The organism is Dyadobacter sp. CY343, from assembly GCF_021390335.1.
In the GTDB taxonomy this organism is placed as follows: domain Bacteria; phylum Bacteroidota; class Bacteroidia; order Cytophagales; family Spirosomataceae; genus Dyadobacter.
The window spans coordinates 415,633-432,770 of record NZ_JAJUXK010000006.1 but is presented as its reverse complement, the minus strand read 5'-3'; the positions used below and the strand labels follow the sequence as shown (position 1 = coordinate 432,770).

At 44.3% G+C, this 17,138-nt stretch carries 22 protein-coding genes; 6 read left to right on the top strand and 16 right to left on the bottom strand.

Annotation, left to right across the window (positions count from 1 at the left end; all coding sequences use genetic code 11):
- The first annotated feature begins 81 nt into the window (after positions 1-81).
- Complete coding sequence (locus LZG94_RS21815; RefSeq protein ID WP_215235188.1) at positions 82-1,011, top strand: AraC family transcriptional regulator; 930 nt, start codon at positions 82-84, stop codon at positions 1,009-1,011.
- A 62-nt stretch (positions 1,012-1,073) separates the two neighbouring features.
- On the opposite strand, the gene LZG94_RS21810 is transcribed toward LZG94_RS21815, so the two are convergent.
- Complete coding sequence (locus LZG94_RS21810) at positions 1,074-1,502, bottom strand: nuclear transport factor 2 family protein (RefSeq protein ID WP_233793847.1); 429 nt, start codon at positions 1,500-1,502, stop codon at positions 1,074-1,076.
- A gap of 60 nt (positions 1,503-1,562) precedes the next feature.
- Here LZG94_RS21810 and LZG94_RS21805 point away from each other — a divergent pair, with 60 nt between their 5' ends.
- Positions 1,563-1,952 carry a hypothetical protein gene (locus LZG94_RS21805; protein WP_233793864.1) on the top strand — a complete coding sequence of 130 codons (390 nt, stop codon included), beginning with the start codon at positions 1,563-1,565 and terminating at the stop codon, positions 1,950-1,952.
- Position 1,953: 1 nt separating this feature from the next.
- On the opposite strand, the gene nadD is transcribed toward LZG94_RS21805, so the two are convergent.
- From nadD to LZG94_RS21770, 7 genes are all read right to left on the bottom strand, one after another.
- A complete protein-coding gene (gene nadD, locus LZG94_RS21800) occupies positions 1,954-2,526 on the bottom strand; it encodes a nicotinate (nicotinamide) nucleotide adenylyltransferase (RefSeq protein WP_233793846.1) in 573 nt (190 codons plus the stop codon).
- A 12-nt stretch (positions 2,527-2,538) separates the two neighbouring features.
- Positions 2,539-3,108 carry a guanylate kinase gene (gmk, locus tag LZG94_RS21795; protein WP_233793845.1) on the bottom strand — a complete coding sequence of 190 codons (570 nt, stop codon included), beginning with the start codon at positions 3,106-3,108 and terminating at the stop codon, positions 2,539-2,541.
- 9 nt (positions 3,109-3,117) lie between these two features.
- Positions 3,118-3,408, bottom strand: a complete 291-nt coding sequence (locus tag LZG94_RS21790) for a phosphohydrolase (protein ID WP_229254751.1) — start codon at positions 3,406-3,408, stop codon at positions 3,118-3,120.
- 82 nt (positions 3,409-3,490) lie between these two features.
- On the bottom strand, positions 3,491-4,090 hold the full coding sequence (locus LZG94_RS21785; protein WP_215235184.1) for a sigma-70 family RNA polymerase sigma factor: 600 nt from the start codon (positions 4,088-4,090) through the stop codon (positions 3,491-3,493).
- Between the two features lie 215 nt (positions 4,091-4,305).
- On the bottom strand, positions 4,306-4,809 hold the full coding sequence (locus tag LZG94_RS21780; protein WP_233793844.1) for a hypothetical protein: 504 nt from the start codon (positions 4,807-4,809) through the stop codon (positions 4,306-4,308).
- Positions 4,806-5,645 (bottom strand): rod shape-determining protein MreC, encoded by an 840-nt coding sequence (gene mreC, locus LZG94_RS21775; protein WP_233793843.1) that lies wholly within the window; start codon positions 5,643-5,645, stop codon positions 4,806-4,808. Before mreC ends, LZG94_RS21780 begins: the two co-directional genes overlap by 4 nt.
- Before the next feature lie 34 nt (positions 5,646-5,679).
- The gene (locus LZG94_RS21770; protein WP_215235181.1) at positions 5,680-6,705 is read right to left on the bottom strand and encodes a rod shape-determining protein; all 1,026 of its coding nucleotides are present in this window, start codon (positions 6,703-6,705) and stop codon (positions 5,680-5,682) included.
- Between the two features lie 173 nt (positions 6,706-6,878).
- On the opposite strand from LZG94_RS21770, the gene LZG94_RS21765 reads away from it, so the two are divergent.
- From LZG94_RS21765 to LZG94_RS21755, 3 genes are read left to right on the top strand one after another with little or no spacing between them, the layout of a single operon-like run.
- Entirely contained in the window at positions 6,879-8,381 is a 1,503-nt protein-coding gene (locus LZG94_RS21765) for a GH3 auxin-responsive promoter family protein (protein WP_233793842.1), read from the top strand.
- A 21-nt stretch (positions 8,382-8,402) separates the two neighbouring features.
- Positions 8,403-9,563, top strand: coding sequence for a 1-deoxy-D-xylulose-5-phosphate reductoisomerase (locus tag LZG94_RS21760; protein ID WP_233793841.1), 1,161 nt, complete (start codon positions 8,403-8,405; stop codon positions 9,561-9,563).
- Complete coding sequence (locus LZG94_RS21755; protein WP_233793840.1) at positions 9,564-10,013, top strand: hypothetical protein; 450 nt, start codon at positions 9,564-9,566, stop codon at positions 10,011-10,013. It abuts the gene before it with no gap.
- A 28-nt stretch (positions 10,014-10,041) separates the two neighbouring features.
- On the opposite strand, the gene LZG94_RS21750 is transcribed toward LZG94_RS21755, so the two are convergent.
- From LZG94_RS21750 to LZG94_RS21725, 6 genes are read right to left on the bottom strand one after another with little or no spacing between them, the layout of a single operon-like run.
- A complete protein-coding gene (locus LZG94_RS21750; RefSeq protein ID WP_215235177.1) occupies positions 10,042-10,806 on the bottom strand; it encodes a glycosyltransferase family 2 protein in 765 nt (254 codons plus the stop codon).
- A 38-nt stretch (positions 10,807-10,844) separates the two neighbouring features.
- Complete coding sequence (locus LZG94_RS21745) at positions 10,845-11,675, bottom strand: glycosyltransferase (protein WP_233793839.1); 831 nt, start codon at positions 11,673-11,675, stop codon at positions 10,845-10,847.
- Between the two features lie 6 nt (positions 11,676-11,681).
- Positions 11,682-11,906, bottom strand: coding sequence for a DUF2283 domain-containing protein (locus LZG94_RS21740; RefSeq protein ID WP_215235175.1), 225 nt, complete (start codon positions 11,904-11,906; stop codon positions 11,682-11,684).
- Positions 11,907-11,908: 2 nt separating this feature from the next.
- Positions 11,909-12,727 carry a phytanoyl-CoA dioxygenase family protein gene (locus LZG94_RS21735; RefSeq protein WP_233793838.1) on the bottom strand — a complete coding sequence of 273 codons (819 nt, stop codon included), beginning with the start codon at positions 12,725-12,727 and terminating at the stop codon, positions 11,909-11,911.
- A 27-nt stretch (positions 12,728-12,754) separates the two neighbouring features.
- A complete protein-coding gene (locus LZG94_RS21730) occupies positions 12,755-13,690 on the bottom strand; it encodes a hypothetical protein (protein ID WP_215235225.1) in 936 nt (311 codons plus the stop codon).
- A 53-nt stretch (positions 13,691-13,743) separates the two neighbouring features.
- Positions 13,744-14,625, bottom strand: a complete 882-nt coding sequence (locus LZG94_RS21725; protein WP_215235173.1) for a class I SAM-dependent methyltransferase — start codon at positions 14,623-14,625, stop codon at positions 13,744-13,746.
- Between the two features lie 197 nt (positions 14,626-14,822).
- Between LZG94_RS21725 and LZG94_RS21720 the strand changes: the two genes are divergently transcribed.
- Complete coding sequence (locus LZG94_RS21720) at positions 14,823-16,016, top strand: M20 family metallopeptidase (protein ID WP_233793837.1); 1,194 nt, start codon at positions 14,823-14,825, stop codon at positions 16,014-16,016.
- On the opposite strand, the gene LZG94_RS21715 is transcribed toward LZG94_RS21720, so the two are convergent.
- Positions 16,006-16,740, bottom strand: coding sequence for a polyprenol monophosphomannose synthase (locus LZG94_RS21715; RefSeq protein WP_233793836.1), 735 nt, complete (start codon positions 16,738-16,740; stop codon positions 16,006-16,008). The two genes, LZG94_RS21720 and LZG94_RS21715, sit on opposite strands and share 11 nt — an antisense overlap.
- A gap of 48 nt (positions 16,741-16,788) precedes the next feature.
- The gene (locus tag LZG94_RS21710) at positions 16,789-17,136 is read right to left on the bottom strand and encodes a DUF4296 domain-containing protein (RefSeq protein WP_233793835.1); all 348 of its coding nucleotides are present in this window, start codon (positions 17,134-17,136) and stop codon (positions 16,789-16,791) included.
- Positions 17,137-17,138: the final 2 nt, after the last annotated feature.

Below are 17,138 nucleotides of genomic sequence, written 5' to 3'. Positions count from 1 at the left end.
CTTGTATTAGTTTTGTACAATTTATTAGATTTGTACAAAAATTGAAAGTTACGGTCAAAAGGACCCTTAAACATATCACGTATGGAAGATTATAATAAGATTATTGAATCTTTAGGGGTGAAATTCGTGAAAGCCCGTCATATACGGATTTTGCAACCTATTACGATTAAAAATTTCTACGACGTCCAGAATTCGCTTACGATTTTGTACGACGGTGAAGTTTCTTTCGGGTCAGAGGAATCGCAGCGTGTGGAGGAAGGCGATATGCTTTTTATTCCAGGCGGAAAACATGCGACTGTGACTTACGGAAATACGCAGACTGCGAAAACGGTTTCGAACGAGGAGTTTATGACCAACCGTGATAACTATATCGACGCTGGTCACGATCCTGCATTAATTGGAAAACTACCCAACTCATTTGGACTGATATCTTTCGAAGCAAAGGTTTTTGATACGGTCAACTTCTTCACTTCCCTGGATGTACCTCCGTTTTTGATCAAAAGAGACGATCAGATTGCAGCGACTATCAACCAGATATTGACAGAAGATATGCTCGATACTCCTGGAAAGGGACGCATTATCAAGATCAAAACGGAAGAGGTGGTTATTGAGATTATTCGTTACATTCTGAAAAACAAATTGTTTGTTGAGCAGCTGGTTACGAACAGTACGTATTTCAAGGATCCACGTCTGATTGACATTTTCGCTTATATTAAAGACAATCTGGGCGGAGATCTTTCGAACAAAGTACTTGCCAACGTCGCGAATGTTTCTGAGGATTATGTAGGTCAATATTTTAAAATGCTGACCGGGATCAACCCACAGGATTATATTGAATACCAGCGTATGGAAAAAGCGGTTGATTTGCTGCGTACTTCGAAGAAAAGTATTCGCGCGATCGGTTCAGATGTAGGCTATAAGGACACCGCCTATTTCTGCCGTCGTTTCAAAATGATGTTTGGTATTCCGGCTGGCAAAATGCGCCGTCGTGAATCGCTGATGAACGTTTAGAAATTACATGAATATCAATTAAAAAGGAGCTCAATAGGCTCCTTTTTTTCGTTTATACGGACTTATTGGACCGGCGTGAGTTGGACTGCCGATACCTGCCATTTTGCCCCGCTTCGGGTGCATACCGCCATAAATGAAAGATCGCCCTGAAAGCTGTTATTTCTGAACCGCGCCCTGATACTCCACAATCCTGTTACAATCGCTACATCGCGATAATTTCTTGTACTAATGCCCGATATCATGCCGGATTCTACAACGAGGAGTCCATCGTTCACTGTTTGAATAAGTTGCTGCCGGTTGATCGTTTGTCCATTGAAGCTTACAACCGTAAAGTCGGCAGTGAGAATGCCTTCCAATGCATTTATATCCTTTTCCTGCAATGCATTAAAAAACTGCCGCGCACAGTCGGTTCCGTCGATTGGTTGTGACAGTTGGGCATTTGCGGACAGAACAAATGAAAACTGGATCAAAAACAGCAAAATGAATTTCATGTCAGGAGAAGTATAAGTAGCTTCGCGGATAGATTTAAACTTAACGAAGGAGTGTTTAAAATGAGATTTCCGGCCAAGATTTATACATGGATATTAATAGGTTTTCTGACAGCGTGTTCTTCGGCACCGGACAAATTAGGAAATTTGGATCTCAAAAAATGGCGTGCTGACCGGGGAGGCTGCAATAACGCACGTTCGACCCAAAAAGCTGATTTTAAGTCTATTGAAAAAGAATTGAAAGGAAAGTTTGCGGATGATATAGGCAAGTTGCTTGGCCGCCCTGATATTCACCAGCTGGGAGAACGAAACCAGAAGTTTTACGTCTATTTTTTACAAAAAGGGCCTCAGTGTGAAGATATGAAGGCCAAATCGGAGGCTGAAAAAGTGATTCTTAAATTCAATGCAGTGGGATTACTTTCAGAGATCACTTATCAAACAAGACCACTTTAGATCAGAGATAAAATTTCTTGATTTTGATCAGCTGCTCCACAGATTCGGGAACCAGGTATTTGATCGAAACTCCGTTTTTCAGGGAAGTTCGGATAAATGTCGCCGAAATATCCAGCAGAGGCGCTTCGATGAACTTTACTGCCAGGTGATTTCCAAAAATGTGCTTTTTTGAATTGGGCCGGTTGTATACGTACAGACCTGTATATTCCAGGATCTGTTCGTAATTTTTCCAGTTAGGAAATTGAGCCAGATTGTCCTCGCCCATAATCAGCTTGAATTGGTGTTGAGGGAATTTTTCCTGGATCCTGATCAGCGTATCGATCGTGTAGCTTGGCTTGGGCATGTGAAATTCCATGTCGCTCGCCTTAAATGCCGGATTGTCCGAGATAGCACGCTGTACAAGGTCAAAACGGTCAAACTCGTGCAATAGGCTGCTGTTCTTCTTGAAGGGATTTTGCGGACTGACAATAAACCAGATCTGTTCCAGATCCGTCGTCGCGTGCATGGTATTAGCGATAATCAGGTGTCCAATATGGATGGGATTGAAAGACCCAAAAAAAAGTCCGATTTTCATCGCGGGGGGAATTTAAAGTTCCAGAAAATCCTTCACCAGGATCTCTGCACTTTCCAATGCATTATTCAACTCATCATTAATCAGTACCACGTCAAACTCGTGCTCGAAACTTTGTTCGTAGCGGACTTTCGCTAACCTGGTAGCCAGCGTCTCCTCGGTTTCAGTTCCCCGTCTCGAAAGGCGGCGCTTGATCTCAGCTTCGGAAGTTACTTTTACAAACACGCCCAGGGCGCTGTCTCCGTAAGCTTCTTTTAGCTTCAATCCACCTTTGACGTCAACATCGAAAACGACGTGCCTACCTTCGTCCCAAAGCCGCTGGATCTCGGATTTTAGGGTACCATAATAATTTCCGGCATAAACCTCTTCCCACTCTGCAAATTCCTGGTCGGCGATTTTCTGCCTGAAATCTGCGAGCGTTAGAAAATAATAATCTTTACCGTCAATCTCGTGGTCCCGCTTTGTACGCGTGCAAGCCGACACAGAGAATGCGAGCTGATTATTAAATGTACTTAAAAGGTGTCTGACAATGGTGGTTTTTCCAGAACCGGAAGGAGCAGAGAATATGATGAGCTTTCCTTTCACACGAACAGATTAACTGTTGATTTTAGACAGGATCGTATTGAGGATACTTTCGGGGCAGGGCTTTTTTGCAATTTTCTGATTGAGTGAATCTTTGATGCATTTTTCCAGGCGGTAAGATTCGATGCAGGGAATGCATTTATCCATATTGACACGAAAATGTTCCTTCTCAGCGTCCGTCGCCTCATCATCCAGAATAGCCTGGATTACCTTCATACACTGAGCGTGATGATCACACGTGTGCTTCATTACTTTGTCTTGCGCAGCTTCTGTCACAGAAGGCGTCGTAGGGGATGCATTCATTACCTAAAATGAAATAAGGAATAATGGAATAAGTTTCAGTTGTACCTTATAACCGAATAGGTTGTAAAAAAAGTTTCACAACCTATGAATCGTATCCCATTGTGCTGGCATAACTCTTCAATTTTTCTTTCAAAAGATTACGCGCACGGTGCAGTCTGGACCTTACAGTACCGATCGGAATGTCCAGGATCTTCGCCATTTCTTCGTACGTAAATCCTTCAATATCACACAGGATAATCACAGTCCGAAAGTCTACTGGCAGTGCATTCAATGCATTTGCTACCTCATCTCCGATCAATTCCTGAACCGCATCAGCACGAAGATCCACGGTATAGGTAGTGTCCGACGCTTCTTCTGAATTGTAAGTCGTCTCTACCTCCTGGTAATCTACTTTCGAAGGCTCTTTGCTTTTTTTACGATAGTCGTTAATAAAGCTGTTTTTCAAGATTCTAAATAACCAGGCTTTGGCATTAGTACCCTGTTCAAAAGAAGAAATAAAACGAAAAGCTTTTAAATATGTGTCTTGAACCAGGTCATTTGCATCGTCTTCATCCATGGTAAGGCGGAAGGCGAAGTTGTACATGGAGTCTATATGAGGCATGAACTCGCGGTTAAATACTTCATAACGAAGATCATCCGTGTATTCATTAGTCGTGAGCGTTTCTGACATGGCAACTGACATAGGAATGCTGAATTTACAAAGATTAATAACAGCTCCAAACGGTGCAAATTAATTTTGACAAGTGGCTCGTTGAAGCTATATAACAGCCACCCCTTCACGATAAAATTACAATAGAGAGGAAATCTGACCGGTTCCCAATGCGATCTAAGTCATCGTTAATTAATGTAGGTACATCAAATTTCGAGCCAAAAATCGACTTGCGTCAAAATGTCATATTAACGTTTGGAAAAAAGTTCCAGTAATATGACGAGGAGAGTAGTAAGTAAGGTGCTGGCACCAATGCGGATCAGCGTATAAAGGATCATTCCAAAATGATTGATCTCCATAAAAAACAGAACCGAATGATGAATCAGGATCAGCGGGAAAATATAGGCAATAAAGGCGCCTAAGCCCTGCGTCCGTATTCCGACCTCAGCGCGCTCTGCTCCCTTGGACTTCATCTGGAAGTGGATCAGGAAAGGGCGGAGGTAAGCGATCAGTACGGTGGCGGCAGCGTGCATTCCAAAAGTATTCGAGAAAACATCCACAGTGAAACCTATTGCAAAGGCTATGAGCAACAGATACATCCTGTCAATGTCAGGCGGCATCAGCAATACGCCCGCAATATAGATAAAGCAGAAGGCATAATTGAACAAGACCATATTGCGCATAAAGAAGATCTGCAGGAATAGATACAGCAGAACCATCAGCGAATATTGTATTGTTTCTCTTAAACTCATCGGACTTCAATCGTACGTGTTTTCAAATTTTCCTGCTCCCCAAGTTGTTGATTTTGTACCACATAAACGTAAGAGAGGTTCCGGAAGTCGGTAGAAAGGCGCAATACAATGTTATAAAACGTCTGATTCGGATGCACAGCTACGGTTTCGACCCTGCCTACCATAATACCCGGAGGAAAGACAGAGTTCTGATCCGAGGTTACCGCAGAGTCGCCCTTGAATATCTTGGTGTACTTAGAAACGTCGATCATGTCAATCAGGTTAGGATCTTTTCCTGCCCATTTGGCATATCCTATTTCCTTACTGCGCACCAGCTTACTCGATACCATGAACTGCGAATGCAAAATTGAGGTAATAACCGAATATTGCTCCGAGCAGAACCGAACCTTACCCACGACGCCGGTGGCCGAAATAACCCCCATACCTGGCCTAATTCCGTGAGCGGTACCTTTGTCGATCGTCAGTACATTGTTCTGCTTGTTAGTCTCGTTATCCACAACCTTCGCGACAGTGTAAGTAAACCTCGCAGCAAATGCAGAGTCGGGTACGTATCCTGCCGGAGAATCGACGGGCTTTCTTTGGCTCAATGTCGTAACCAATGCGTGCAGCCTGGCATTCTCATTTGCCAGGTCCGCATTCATTTCGTCCAGCTTGGTATATTCTCTGGCAGAGTTGGAGAATGCAAGCGTTTTAGCGACGTAGTAATTGGAAGTATTAAAATAAGTGGCGCCCCAATACGTATTGCTGCGCACAATAAGCCACACACTGAGCACTTCCAGCAGTACGAAAACCAAAAAGAAACGATTCCGTATGACGAAATCAACGAGTTGGAGCATGGGCTAAATGTGCACGCTATGCGCGATCCGATCCTTATGAAATCAATACAGGCTTGTAGAGTTCCAGGTTTTTGAGGACTTCCCCAGTACCTTTTACAACAGCCTTTAATGGATCGTCAGCAATATGGACGGGAAGCTTCGTTTTCTGAGCAATGCGTTTGTCAAGTCCGTGAATAAGTGCGCCGCCGCCGGTCAGGTATATACCATTTTTGAAAATATCCGCTGAAAGCTCAGGAGGAGAGATTTCCAGTGCTTTCATTACACCTTCTTCAATTTTGGATATTGACTTGTCCAGAGAGTACGCTATCTCACTATACGTCACGCGGATTTCCTTCGGAATACCGGTCATCAAGTCACGTCCGCGGATCTGATAATCTTCGAGAGGAACTTCCAACTCAGGTGACGCAGAGCCAATTGCCATTTTAATCAGCTCAGCAGAACGCTCACCGATCAGCAGGTTGTGCTCGCGACGCATATAATCGACGATATCCCTTGTAAAAACGTCACCCGCAATGCGGACAGACTGCTCGCAAACAATACCTGACAATGCAATAACAGCGATTTCAGTAGTACCACCACCAATATCCACGATCATTACCCCATTTGGCTGAGTAATATCAATACCGATACCTATTGCAGCTGCGATCGGCTCGTGCACCATATACACTTCTTTTGCGCCTGCATGCTCGCAGGAGTCTTTTACAGCCCGTTTTTCAACCTCGGTAATACCGGAAGGAATGCAAACTACCATTCTGTGGGAGGGTGTAAAAAAGCGGCTGCCCGTGTCGATCATTTTGATCATACCACGGATCATCATTTCGGCTGCGGTAAAGTCTGCAATAACCCCGTCTTTGAGTGGACGGATCGTTTTTATATTCTCATTCGTCTTCTCATGCATTTGCATGGCCGTGTGGCCTATCGCCAAAACTTTGCCCGTGGTTTTATCCATGGCAATGATTGAGGGCTCGTCAACAACTACTGTATCTTTATGAATGATCAAAGTATTGGCAGTACCCAAATCAATCGCAATATCGCTAGTCAAAAAATCAAACAATCCCATATAATTTGTTAAAATTTGCGCTCACTTTGATTTCAGGATGGCAAAATTACAGATTATTGTCCACAAACAAAGGCATTTAAAAAATTTAGGGATATGCCTCAAAGTGGGTAAAAAAACGCCATTTTCGGCTCCTTTTACAGAAATTACAAATCCTGCTTACCTTTGTTTTTACTATGGGAATCAAAGCAATTTTAAGTCGGCCGCTGGCGCGATATATCGTTCAGCAGCAGCAGCAATGGATCTCTGAAAGCATTGCAATTCAGGAAAAATGGAGACAGGAGCTGGTCGCAAAAGCGGCAGCGACAGAGTTCGGTAAAGACCACTTTTTTGGGGATATTCATTCTTACTCGGATTTCAAAGAAGCGGTGCCGGTTGCGGATTACGAGGATCTGAAAGGATATATAGGCAAGATCAAAGAAGGGGCTGACAATATACTCTGGCCAGGGAAGCCTTTATATTTTGCCAAAACGTCAGGTACTACCTCCGGGACGAAGTACATTCCGATTTCAAAGGATTCGATCTCCAACCACATTAACTCGGCACGTAATGCCATTTTGACGTATATTGATCAGACCGGCAAATCTGCCTTTTTAGACAATAAACTGATATTTCTCTCCGGAAGTCCGGTACTGACAGAGACTGGCGGGGTACTGACAGGCCGCCTGTCAGGTATTTCCAACCACCACGTGCCGGCGTACCTGCGCGCCAACCAGCTGCCGAGTTACGAAACCAACTGCATTGAAGACTGGGAAACGAAGCTGGATAAGGTGATCGAAGAAACGATCGACCAGCCCATGTCCCTTATTTCGGGCATTCCACCATGGGTTCAAATGTATTTTGACAGGATCATAGAGCGGACAGGAAAGAAGATCAAGGATGTGTTTCCTGACTTTTCCCTATTTATATATGGAGGTGTAAATTTCGAACCTTACCGCGCAAAGCTTTTTGAATCAATAGGAAAGCGAATTGATTCCATCGAGTTATACCCGGCTTCGGAAGGTTTCTTCGCCTACCAGGATTCGCAATATGACGAGGGTTTGTTGCTTTTGCTCAATACCGGCATATTCTACGAATTCATTCCAGCCGATCAGTTTTTTGAAGAAAATCCGCCCAGATATTCCATAGGAGAGGTTGAGGTGGGAAAAAACTATGCGATGATTGTAAACAACAATGCGGGACTCTGGGGCTATTCGCTCGGAGATACGGTCCGTTTTGTTTCAACAAATCCATATAAAATTCTGGTTACAGGCAGGATTAAGCATTTTATCTCTGCATTTGGTGAGCACGTGATCGGGGAGGAGATCGAGAAAGCATTGCGGTACGGCATGGAGCGTCACCCGGAAGTTGAAGTAGTTGAGTTTACAGTAGCTCCGATGGTAAATCCTGCCGGAGGCGGACTTCCTTATCATGAATGGTTGGTCGAGTTTGCTACTGCACCGCGGGATATGAATCAGTTCGTTGAAGATGTTGACCGCAGGCTGACAGAATTGAATATTTATTACAAAGACCTCATTCAAGGAAGTATTTTAAGAAAACTGGAACTGGTATCACTGCCGAAAAACGCATTCATCAATTTTATGAGAGCCAGTGGAAAATTGGGCGGACAGAATAAAGTGCCGCGGCTTTCCAATGACAGGAAAATCGCGGACGAATTGGTGAAGCTTAAAAATGTGTAAGCGACCTTAAATGAAAAGACAATGAAGAAAAGAATAGCCATTTTAGGGTCGACCGGTTCAATCGGTACACAGGCACTTGAGGTAATAGCAGCGAATCCAGAAGTATTTTCAGTTTCTGTGTTAACTGCGGGTGAAAACGCTGACTTACTAATAGAGCAGGCAGTGAAATTCCTTCCTGCTGAGGTAGTGATTTGTAGTGAAAATAAGTTTGACCAGGTAAAATCTGCACTTGCTGGTTTTCCTGTTAAGGTTTATAAAGGCGCAGAGGCGCTGGTTTCGGTGGTAGAGTCGGATGAAGTGGATATCGTTTTGACTGCGATGGTAGGTTACGCCGGGCTATTACCTACGATTCATGCGATCAAAGCTGGAAAGACAATTGCATTAGCAAACAAGGAAACTCTGGTCGTAGCCGGCGAGCTGATCACCGCTCTGGCGAAGCAATACCAGGTAAATATATATCCCGTTGATTCCGAGCACGCTGCCATTTTTCAATGTCTTACGGGTGAACAAAATAATCCGATTGAAAAAATTGTCCTGACAGCTTCCGGCGGACCGTTTCGTGGGAGAGACAAAGCTTTCCTAGCTTCCGTAACCAAGGCGCAGGCGCTGAAACACCCTAACTGGAGTATGGGCGCCAAAATCACAATTGACTCGGCCACTCTCATGAACAAGGGTTTGGAAGTGATCGAGGCAAAATGGTTATTTGATTTGAAATCCTCTCAGATAGAGGTTATTGTGCATCCACAAAGTATTATTCACTCGCTAGTACAATTCGAGGATGGAAGTCTGAAAGCACAAATGGGCCTGCCGGACATGAAGCTACCGATCCAATATGCATTAAACTATCCATTGCGTCTAAAATCCGACTTTCCGAGATTCAACTTCAAGGATTATCCTTCACTTACATTTGAAAAGCCCGATCTGGAAACGTTCAGGAACCTGGCGATCGCTTATGAAGTTTTGGAAAAAGGAGGTAATGCGGCTTGTATTGTCAATGCAGCCAATGAAATTGCCGTTGACGCATTCCTGCACGATAAGATAGGATTTCTGGATATTTCAGACGTAATTGTCGAGAGCCTGGCTAAGATAGCCTACGTCGAAAATCCTTCATATACGGATTACGTTCAAACAAATGAAGCGACCCGTCGTTTTGCTTCTGAAATGATCCAGGTTAAAGTATAAATGGAAACCACCTTTCTCAAATACTTATCGGTGGCACTTGCCAGTACGCTCAAATTTTTCGGAGGACCGATTACAGGCGTGATATTGAAATTGACCTGGCTTGAAACCGCCGTTTGCTCCGCAATCGGAATGATGTTCACAGTCCTGATCCTTACGTATATAGGAAGTGGGATTCGTGCATTGATTCAGAAACGCAGAAAATCTGAACCTAAAAAATTCACCAGGATCAATCGCATTGCGGTCAATATCTGGAAGCGTTTCGGCATCATCGGCATTGCATTTCTGACTCCGCCGCTATTCACACCCATTTTCGGACCGATATTGGCAGTCGCTTTTCGTGTACCGAAGCATTCGATATTCCTTTGGATGACGCTGAGCGCGGTGATCTGGGGCCTGGGCATTTCGTACATCGCCCATAAAGTCCATTTTATACAGGACTGGATCAAATAGTAAGATGCTGACCCTCAGCGGCTGTTCCTCAGCGGCTGACTTCTTTCTTTGGTGCGATAGTCTTCTTCATAAAATCACCCTGCGAGAAGTATTTTTCAATCAGGCAGTACATTAAAATAAAAAAGTACCTGCTGCCCATTTCCTTGATTTTCAGCTTTGATTCTCCGTATTTACGGTTTGTCCAGCTATTGGGAACCACTGCGTAATTGAAGCCGCGCACCATTGCTTTGAGTGGAAGCTCAATGGTTAAATTAAAATGAGGAGCTAAAAAAGGCTTGATACCTTCGATCGTTTCTCTTTTATAAAGCTTGAATGCGTTGGTAGTATCATTGTATTTAATCCCCATTACAATCCGCACGATAAAATTCGCCACCCGGTTGATCACCTTTTTGAGCGCAGGATAATCAATAACCTTCCCGCCTTTTTCCCACCGCGACCCGAATACACAGTCGTAATCACCTTCCAGCATTTTAAAATAGTACTTCACCAGATCTTCCGGATCATCGGACATATCTGCCATAAACACGGCCACACAATCACCTTTGAATCGTTCCAGACCGTACCTTACCGCATACCCGAAACCATTCGGGCCGGGGTTGGTGTAATATACAAGCGTTGGAATTTGAAGAGAAAGCTCATCCAATACCCGCAATGTGCCGTCTTTGGAATTATCGTTTGTGACGCAGATCTCGTGGGGGATATTGTATTTATTTAATGTGCTGTGTAAGGAAGTAAGAGTGTGCGTTATCGATTCTTCTTCGTTATATGCTGGTATTACGACGCTTAGCTTCATAAATGTGAAATAGTAAAAACAGTACAAATTAAAGATTATTAATTCGAACCGCCAATTTTTTCGAGCCGTGAAAGCTCTTGTTCATACCGTGAGATGGTGGCCTGAGCTGTGTTATGATATTTGTATGCCAGCCATTTATCTACGTTTTCAAACATTTCCTTTCTGTTTTTCAGGAACTTCAAATTTGTCTGCGAGTGGATGTTACTCAATCCTGCACTATGCTTTCGGTAAACGCCCATTACATCAGCCAAATACCCGATTTTTCCCTGAGCTGCCAGCTGGATCATAATTGCCCAGTCGCCCGCAGCAGCTCTTGAATGCCACTCTGCAAAGTCATTATTCAAAAAGTAATTTCGGTACATCCAACTCGCAGTCGCAAAAAACCACTTGTCTTCCAGAATATCCTCAATTGTAGAAATCGCTTTCTGATCGGGGTTATTAAAAAGATGTTCGGGAGATCCGTCTTCGTAAATCACCCGCATATTATGGTGACAAATGCTGATTTCCGGATTTTGCTCAAGATAATCGACCTGTTTTTGAAGCTTTAAAGGGTCAGTCCAGAAATCATCGCCTTCACACATCGCCACAAATTCCCCTTTGCACGCTTTGATCAGTTGAAGTACATTGTTTCTCCCTGCAAATTCACGCGGCTCGCTTGGTCCCTGGTTCTCAGAATGCAGAAAAGCCCGGATGATTCCGGGCCTTTTCCTATCATATTCTCTTATAATGTCCTGCGTACGATCCGTAGAAGCATCGTCGCCAATCACAATTTCAAACTCAAAATTAGTCTGCTGCATCAAAGCGCCATCAAGCATCTGCGCAATGTACTTTGCGTGATTGTATGCAGGAACGCAAACTGAAACTTTCATGTATTTTTAAATGGTAACCAATTCTTTCACAGTGTCGCCACTGATTTGCTGAAATGACAGACCATTTACATTCGTCAGCGTAGTGGCATGTTCAATTGTTAGGGAAACTGGATTTCCATTTATATCCCGGTCAACAAGCATATTCTCATTCAAATCATCCGTAGCAACTACCTCATTCTGATTAAAAACCAGTAAGAGTGTATCTGTGTCTTGAAAATATCTTATGTCCATATTTAACTAAAAACCACCTTCAACTGCTCCACACTTGGGAAATCGGGCGTTACCAGCTCGGTTTCCGGTTTGTAAATATATGCCATCGGGTATCCGCGCTCGATAAATGTTGGCTCGTCGAGGTTATTGTAGCGCAGCTGAACAGACCAGCGGATATTGTTAGTGATATTGTTTCCGGACTGGTGTATCAGAAATGCAGAGAAAACGAGAATGTCGCCAACTTGGAACTCGGTCTGCACGAAATCTTCGTCTTTAAGCTCAGCAGTAATTCCGCCCTGGTAACCCGAAGTCGAAGATTCTCTTAAACCCGTTTTGTGGCTGCCCGGAATTACCTGTAATGCGCCAATATCCGCGCCAGCATCAACCATTGGGAACCAGATCACAGTACTATCGAGAGAACCCTGGCCAGTGCGCCAATCCTGATGCGCGTCGAGTTTCCAGTGCTTGCTGCCGTCTTTGGACAAAAACCGGCTATTGAACTGCATTGCTGCCCGCGCCCCGATAATAGGGTTGGAGAGTCCGACTTGTTTCAGCACATTTTCAATAATAGGGTCTACACCAAGCCTATGCAGCGAAAATGTGTGCTGCACCGTTTTTCCAGTGTTTACAAATGCATTGAAATCTTTCTCGAAAAACTCGAACATTGCATTCTCAAATGCATCGCGGTCGTCGATATCCACCGATTTGCCGGTTACGCGTTTGATCTGAGCCGCGAAAATTTTGCGGGCGTCTGTATATATGGTATTGATAATGTCTTTGTCGAGAAAATTTCTCAAAAGGACATATCCATCATTATTAAACTGTTCCTGAAGTGTACTCATTGTGTTGATCGTGTGATGTTGAAGTAATTAATCTTCCCAAACTGCGTAAGCAAAACCTGCCGCACCAAAGCCATTTCCGTTATATAACAAATACCGCTTCCCATTATGCTGATAAAAATTTGCATAATCGATCATTTCATAGTCGAAATCTTCCGGGTTGTCGGATTTTGCAATTCCTACCAAATGATCTTTCCGCTCCCAGTTAGTTCCGTCTACAGATTCCGCGTAACCGAGTCTATAGCTCTGGTTACGATCGGTGCGGTAGTCACGTGAGTGGCGGTAGGAATAGTACATTTTGTAAAGTCCATCTTCCTTAAAAACGCTTGGCCGGCCTACTGCGTGCAGAAAATCGTCAAAATCAAGCGTAGGAATATCACTGATCTCCCAGTGAATACCATCCTTCGAAGTGGCCGATTGTGCACGATAGTAAGGTTCAGGATAGTCGTGGATCCATTCGCATTTGTGACCTGAAATGTACCACATCCGCCAGGTACCATCTTCGTCGATCAATACCGAAGGCTGCGCAGCCCAAAGCGGGTTTTGAATGCTGCGGTCCATAATTGGTCCGACGAATTTTTTCTTAAACGTCAAACCTCCATCAAGGCTTTCCGCTAATCCCATCGAAAGCCGGTAGGAATTGTGCGTACGGTTCCAGCCGGTGTAATACAGCCAGATATCTCCATTTGGCCGGTCTACAAACCACGCTGGCATTGCGCCGGTTTCATCGTATTCGCCGGGGCCGCCAAGTTCTAAAACGGGCTTGTCGTGAATGTAAAGGATCTTTTTTGGATCGTCGTAGTCAACATCTATGAAGGTCGGCCGGGATTGAGTACTCGCGTCACGGGTCGAGAAATAGATGCGTAGAAAATCTTTATGCTTGTATGCGTAAGGAACCTGCGCGTGGGAGAGGCTGTGCGGCATGCTCCCGTCAGGTTTATATATAACTCCTTTTTTAACCCACATGAAATCGTCTTATTCTGATTGATGAATGTAAAATCGAGACCGAAATGCAAGAGTTAGTCAACCGCTTTTTCAGCACGCAGACGCCAGTTATCGACAAAATCTTTGCCTGGTATCGGCAGGTCAATGTCAATTTCAGGTGCAGTAGACGTAACCTTATATTCCATTACGTAAAATGCGTTACCAAAGATGTAGTGCAGTTTGAAATTCTCAATATTCGCAGGCAGATCCTCCAAAGGTACCTCAGCTCTGAAAAGCGGGTTTGCTTTCAATAACGTTGCATAAGTAGGCGTATTCCGAAGCCACGGCGCTACACTTTCATCTCCCACAACCACTTTCCCACCAGGACGAACCACGCGGGTCAGCTCGTCAAAAGCCCTTTTGCGCTCCGAGAAAGTATTGATTCCTCCAAAGTGAAAAACAGCGTCAAAGGTATCGTCTGCAAAAGGCAGGTAAGAGCCGTTTCCAAGGAAGTAATGCGCATTAACATCATCCGTATTAAGCTTTTCCTGAGCCAGTTTCAACATATTCGGAGAAAGATCCGACAAAACAGCGGTTCCTCCCGGACGAACTTTATCCAGGATCAAAGCTGAATCTTTACCTGTTCCGGCGCCGACTTCCAGCGCTTTCATACCAGGTTTCAATTCCATCAGATCAATAAAGAATTTTCTGGTAGCAGCTTCGTCAGAGTGGTTTAGCGTTTCAAAAACCCAGGAAACACCTTTGTCGTAACGAAGAAATGCCTGATCGTAGAGGTATTGCTCGCGGGCATCTTCTGGAAGTAATTCTTTGGGATACAACATATTAACAATTCCTGTATCGCCTACTTCATACACAGTACCATCTTCGCTCGTCAATGTTTTCTGATCTTCCGATAGTGTCAACGGAGTGCCTGTGAGCGGACAAACCAACGATTCTAAAAACTCCTTATGATTCATTTTGTGCTTTGCTGATTAATTCATGTCTGGTCAAAATTACCTTTTTTCTTCATACAACATTCAATGTTAGGCGCCTTCTTACCAAAAGGACCGGCAAATACAGTTGTGACGACGACCCTTCACAGCAACCTATTTATACTTAACTTTGGCAGGTTTGTTATCGTTAATTGCCCATTAAAGTAAGAATCAGCTTCCCTATGTCTCAGCTTCAGGAAAAAATCAAGGCGCTTGCAAAGGACCAGTCAGCAGCTATTATCGCGCATCGCCGCCACCTTCACAGCAATCCCGAATTGTCTTTTGAAGAATTTAAAACAGCCAAATATGTCGCTGCTGAACTGACTGCCATTGGTTTGCAGCCCGAAGAAGGTATTGCCGGTACGGGCGTTGTGGCGATTATTGAGGGCAAGAATCCGGGTAAAAAAGTAGTGGGCTTGCGCGCTGATATGGATGCATTGCCTATTCTGGAAGCAAATGACGTGCCCTACAAATCCACTGTTCCCGGGGTAATGCACGCATGCGGGCACGATGTACATACTTCGTCGCTGCTCGGGACTGCGCGGATATTGCACCGGATTAAAGACGATTTTGAAGGTACTGTCAAACTGATATTCCAGCCGGCCGAGGAAAAAGCGCCGGGCGGGGCTTCTTTAATGATCAAGGAAGGCGTACTGGAAAATCCAAGACCAGCGAGTATGGTTGGCCAGCACGTTGCACCTAATATTCCCGTAGGTAAAATCGGTTTCCGGGAAGGTATGTATATGGCGAGCACCGACGAACTTTATTTGACCGTAAAAGGAAAAGGCGGGCATGCCGCTGCACCTCACCAGCTGATTGACCCGGTTTTAATGGCATCGCATATTATAGTAGCATTGCAGCAGATTATCAGCCGCAATAGAAACCCTGCTAATCCTGCGGTTCTTTCATTCGGCAGATTCATTGCAGACGGTGTTACCAATGTAATTCCAAACGAAGTGACCATTCAGGGAACGTGGCGTTGTATGGATGAAGAATGGCGCGAGGATGGATTGCGGAGAATGAAGAAAATGGCAGAGAATATTGCCGAAGCAATGGGCGGAAGTTGTGATTTTGAGATTGTGAAAGGATATCCTTTTCTAAAAAATCATCCCGAACTGACCCGCCGGGTGCGCACAGCCGCTACCGGCTATGTAGGCGCAGAAAATGTGATCGACCTCGACCTTTGGATGGCGGGAGAAGATTTCGCATTCTATTCACAGGTGGTAAATTCCTGCTTTTACAGGCTAGGAACCAGAAATGAGGAGCGCGGAATCATTTCCGGAGTACATACCCCGACTTTTGATATCGACGAAAGCGCATTGGAAATTTCGACCGGCCTGATGAGCTGGCTCGCTATTTCAGAACTTAATGCTTGACAGTATAACGCTTGAAATAGCTGCCAATTTTAAGGTTGATCACACCCAAAACAGCTTCTTTAAAAATACCTCTCGACATTTTAGAAGCGCCTTTCGTGCGATCTGTGAAAATGATCGGCACTTCCGTGATGTCGAAGCCATATTTCCAGGAATTGAACTTCATTTCGATCTGGAATGCGTAGCCGATAAAACGGATATTATCCAGGTTGATCGCGCGGAGTACTTTGGCAGTGTAGCAAATGAAGCCGGCAGTCGGGTCCATAATTTTCATGCCGGTTATGGTTCTCACGTAAGTTCCTGCGAAATAAGACATTAATACCCTGTTAATCGGCCAGTTAACTACATTTACACCCGTAATATACCTCGATCCGATCGCCACATCGTGCCCGTCGATCGCGCACGCTTTGTATAATTTGAGCAGGTCTTCGGGGGGGTGGGAAAAATCAGCGTCCATCTCGAAAATGTATTCGTAACCCCTTTCCAGCGCCCATTTAAAACCGTGGATGTAAGCGGTACCCAATCCCAGCTTGCCTTTCCTTTCTGCAATATGAAGGCCGGGATATTCATTCATGAGTGTTTTAACAACATTGGCAGTTCCGTCGGGCGAACCATCGTCGATGATCAGCAAATCGAAAGGGTGTGCCAGGCTGAATACTTTGCGAATGATCGCTTCAACATTTTCAATCTCGTTGTAGGTTGGGATTACTACAATACAATTATTCACAGGACAGGGCTGATTTAGTTAAATGCTTGATCTTAAAGTGGATAAAATTTAGAGCTTAATATCATTATTTTTCTCCCGAATCTCAATTTTCTTATTTACTTTTTCGTAAATGCGCGTCATGATCTGCGGGTGTGACATATAGTAAGAATAGCTTTTGCTGTAAGTCAACGTATCCACTTTGTGTTTTTTCCAGATATCTGCCTTCAACTGCCCGAATATCATCAGAGAAGAATCCAGTGAGCGCAATTGAAGCCGGTTCACGCGCGATTCGGCCAAGTGAATATCCGCCAGTATCGTAGCCATTTTATCTTCCGGCAATGTATTGGCAGGTGGTTTTTCCTCTTTGGAACAACCCGATATAACCAGGCAAAAAAGCAAGAAAGAAGCGAGACGCATAG

Excerpts from the sequence above, each read along its gene's own strand:
- LZG94_RS21815 (WP_215235188.1), top strand. The coding sequence starts at position 82 with ATGGAAGATTATAATAAGATTATTGAATCTTTAGGGGTGAAATTCGTG.
- LZG94_RS21810 (WP_233793847.1), bottom strand. The coding sequence starts at position 1,502 with ATGAAATTCATTTTGCTGTTTTTGATCCAGTTTTCATTTGTTCTGTCC.
- LZG94_RS21805 (WP_233793864.1), top strand. The coding sequence starts at position 1,563 with ATGAGATTTCCGGCCAAGATTTATACATGGATATTAATAGGTTTTCTG.
- nadD (WP_233793846.1), bottom strand. The coding sequence starts at position 2,526 with ATGAAAATCGGACTTTTTTTTGGGTCTTTCAATCCCATCCATATTGGA.
- LZG94_RS21790 (WP_229254751.1), bottom strand. The coding sequence starts at position 3,408 with ATGAATGCATCCCCTACGACGCCTTCTGTGACAGAAGCTGCGCAAGAC.
- LZG94_RS21785 (WP_215235184.1), bottom strand. The coding sequence starts at position 4,090 with ATGTCAGTTGCCATGTCAGAAACGCTCACGACTAATGAATACACGGAT.
- LZG94_RS21780 (WP_233793844.1), bottom strand. The coding sequence starts at position 4,809 with ATGAGTTTAAGAGAAACAATACAATATTCGCTGATGGTTCTGCTGTAT.
- mreC (WP_233793843.1), bottom strand. The coding sequence starts at position 5,645 with ATGCTCCAACTCGTTGATTTCGTCATACGGAATCGTTTCTTTTTGGTT.
- LZG94_RS21770 (WP_215235181.1), bottom strand. The coding sequence starts at position 6,705 with ATGGGATTGTTTGATTTTTTGACTAGCGATATTGCGATTGATTTGGGT.
- LZG94_RS21765 (WP_233793842.1), top strand. The coding sequence starts at position 6,879 with ATGGGAATCAAAGCAATTTTAAGTCGGCCGCTGGCGCGATATATCGTT.
- LZG94_RS21760 (WP_233793841.1), top strand. The coding sequence starts at position 8,403 with ATGAAGAAAAGAATAGCCATTTTAGGGTCGACCGGTTCAATCGGTACA.
- LZG94_RS21755 (WP_233793840.1), top strand. The coding sequence starts at position 9,564 with ATGGAAACCACCTTTCTCAAATACTTATCGGTGGCACTTGCCAGTACG.
- LZG94_RS21750 (WP_215235177.1), bottom strand. The coding sequence starts at position 10,806 with ATGAAGCTAAGCGTCGTAATACCAGCATATAACGAAGAAGAATCGATA.
- LZG94_RS21745 (WP_233793839.1), bottom strand. The coding sequence starts at position 11,675 with ATGAAAGTTTCAGTTTGCGTTCCTGCATACAATCACGCAAAGTACATT.
- LZG94_RS21740 (WP_215235175.1), bottom strand. The coding sequence starts at position 11,906 with ATGGACATAAGATATTTTCAAGACACAGATACACTCTTACTGGTTTTT.
- LZG94_RS21735 (WP_233793838.1), bottom strand. The coding sequence starts at position 12,727 with ATGAGTACACTTCAGGAACAGTTTAATAATGATGGATATGTCCTTTTG.
- LZG94_RS21730 (WP_215235225.1), bottom strand. The coding sequence starts at position 13,690 with ATGTGGGTTAAAAAAGGAGTTATATATAAACCTGACGGGAGCATGCCG.
- LZG94_RS21725 (WP_215235173.1), bottom strand. The coding sequence starts at position 14,625 with ATGAATCATAAGGAGTTTTTAGAATCGTTGGTTTGTCCGCTCACAGGC.
- LZG94_RS21720 (WP_233793837.1), top strand. The coding sequence starts at position 14,823 with ATGTCTCAGCTTCAGGAAAAAATCAAGGCGCTTGCAAAGGACCAGTCA.
- LZG94_RS21710 (WP_233793835.1), bottom strand. The coding sequence starts at position 17,136 with ATGCGTCTCGCTTCTTTCTTGCTTTTTTGCCTGGTTATATCGGGTTGT.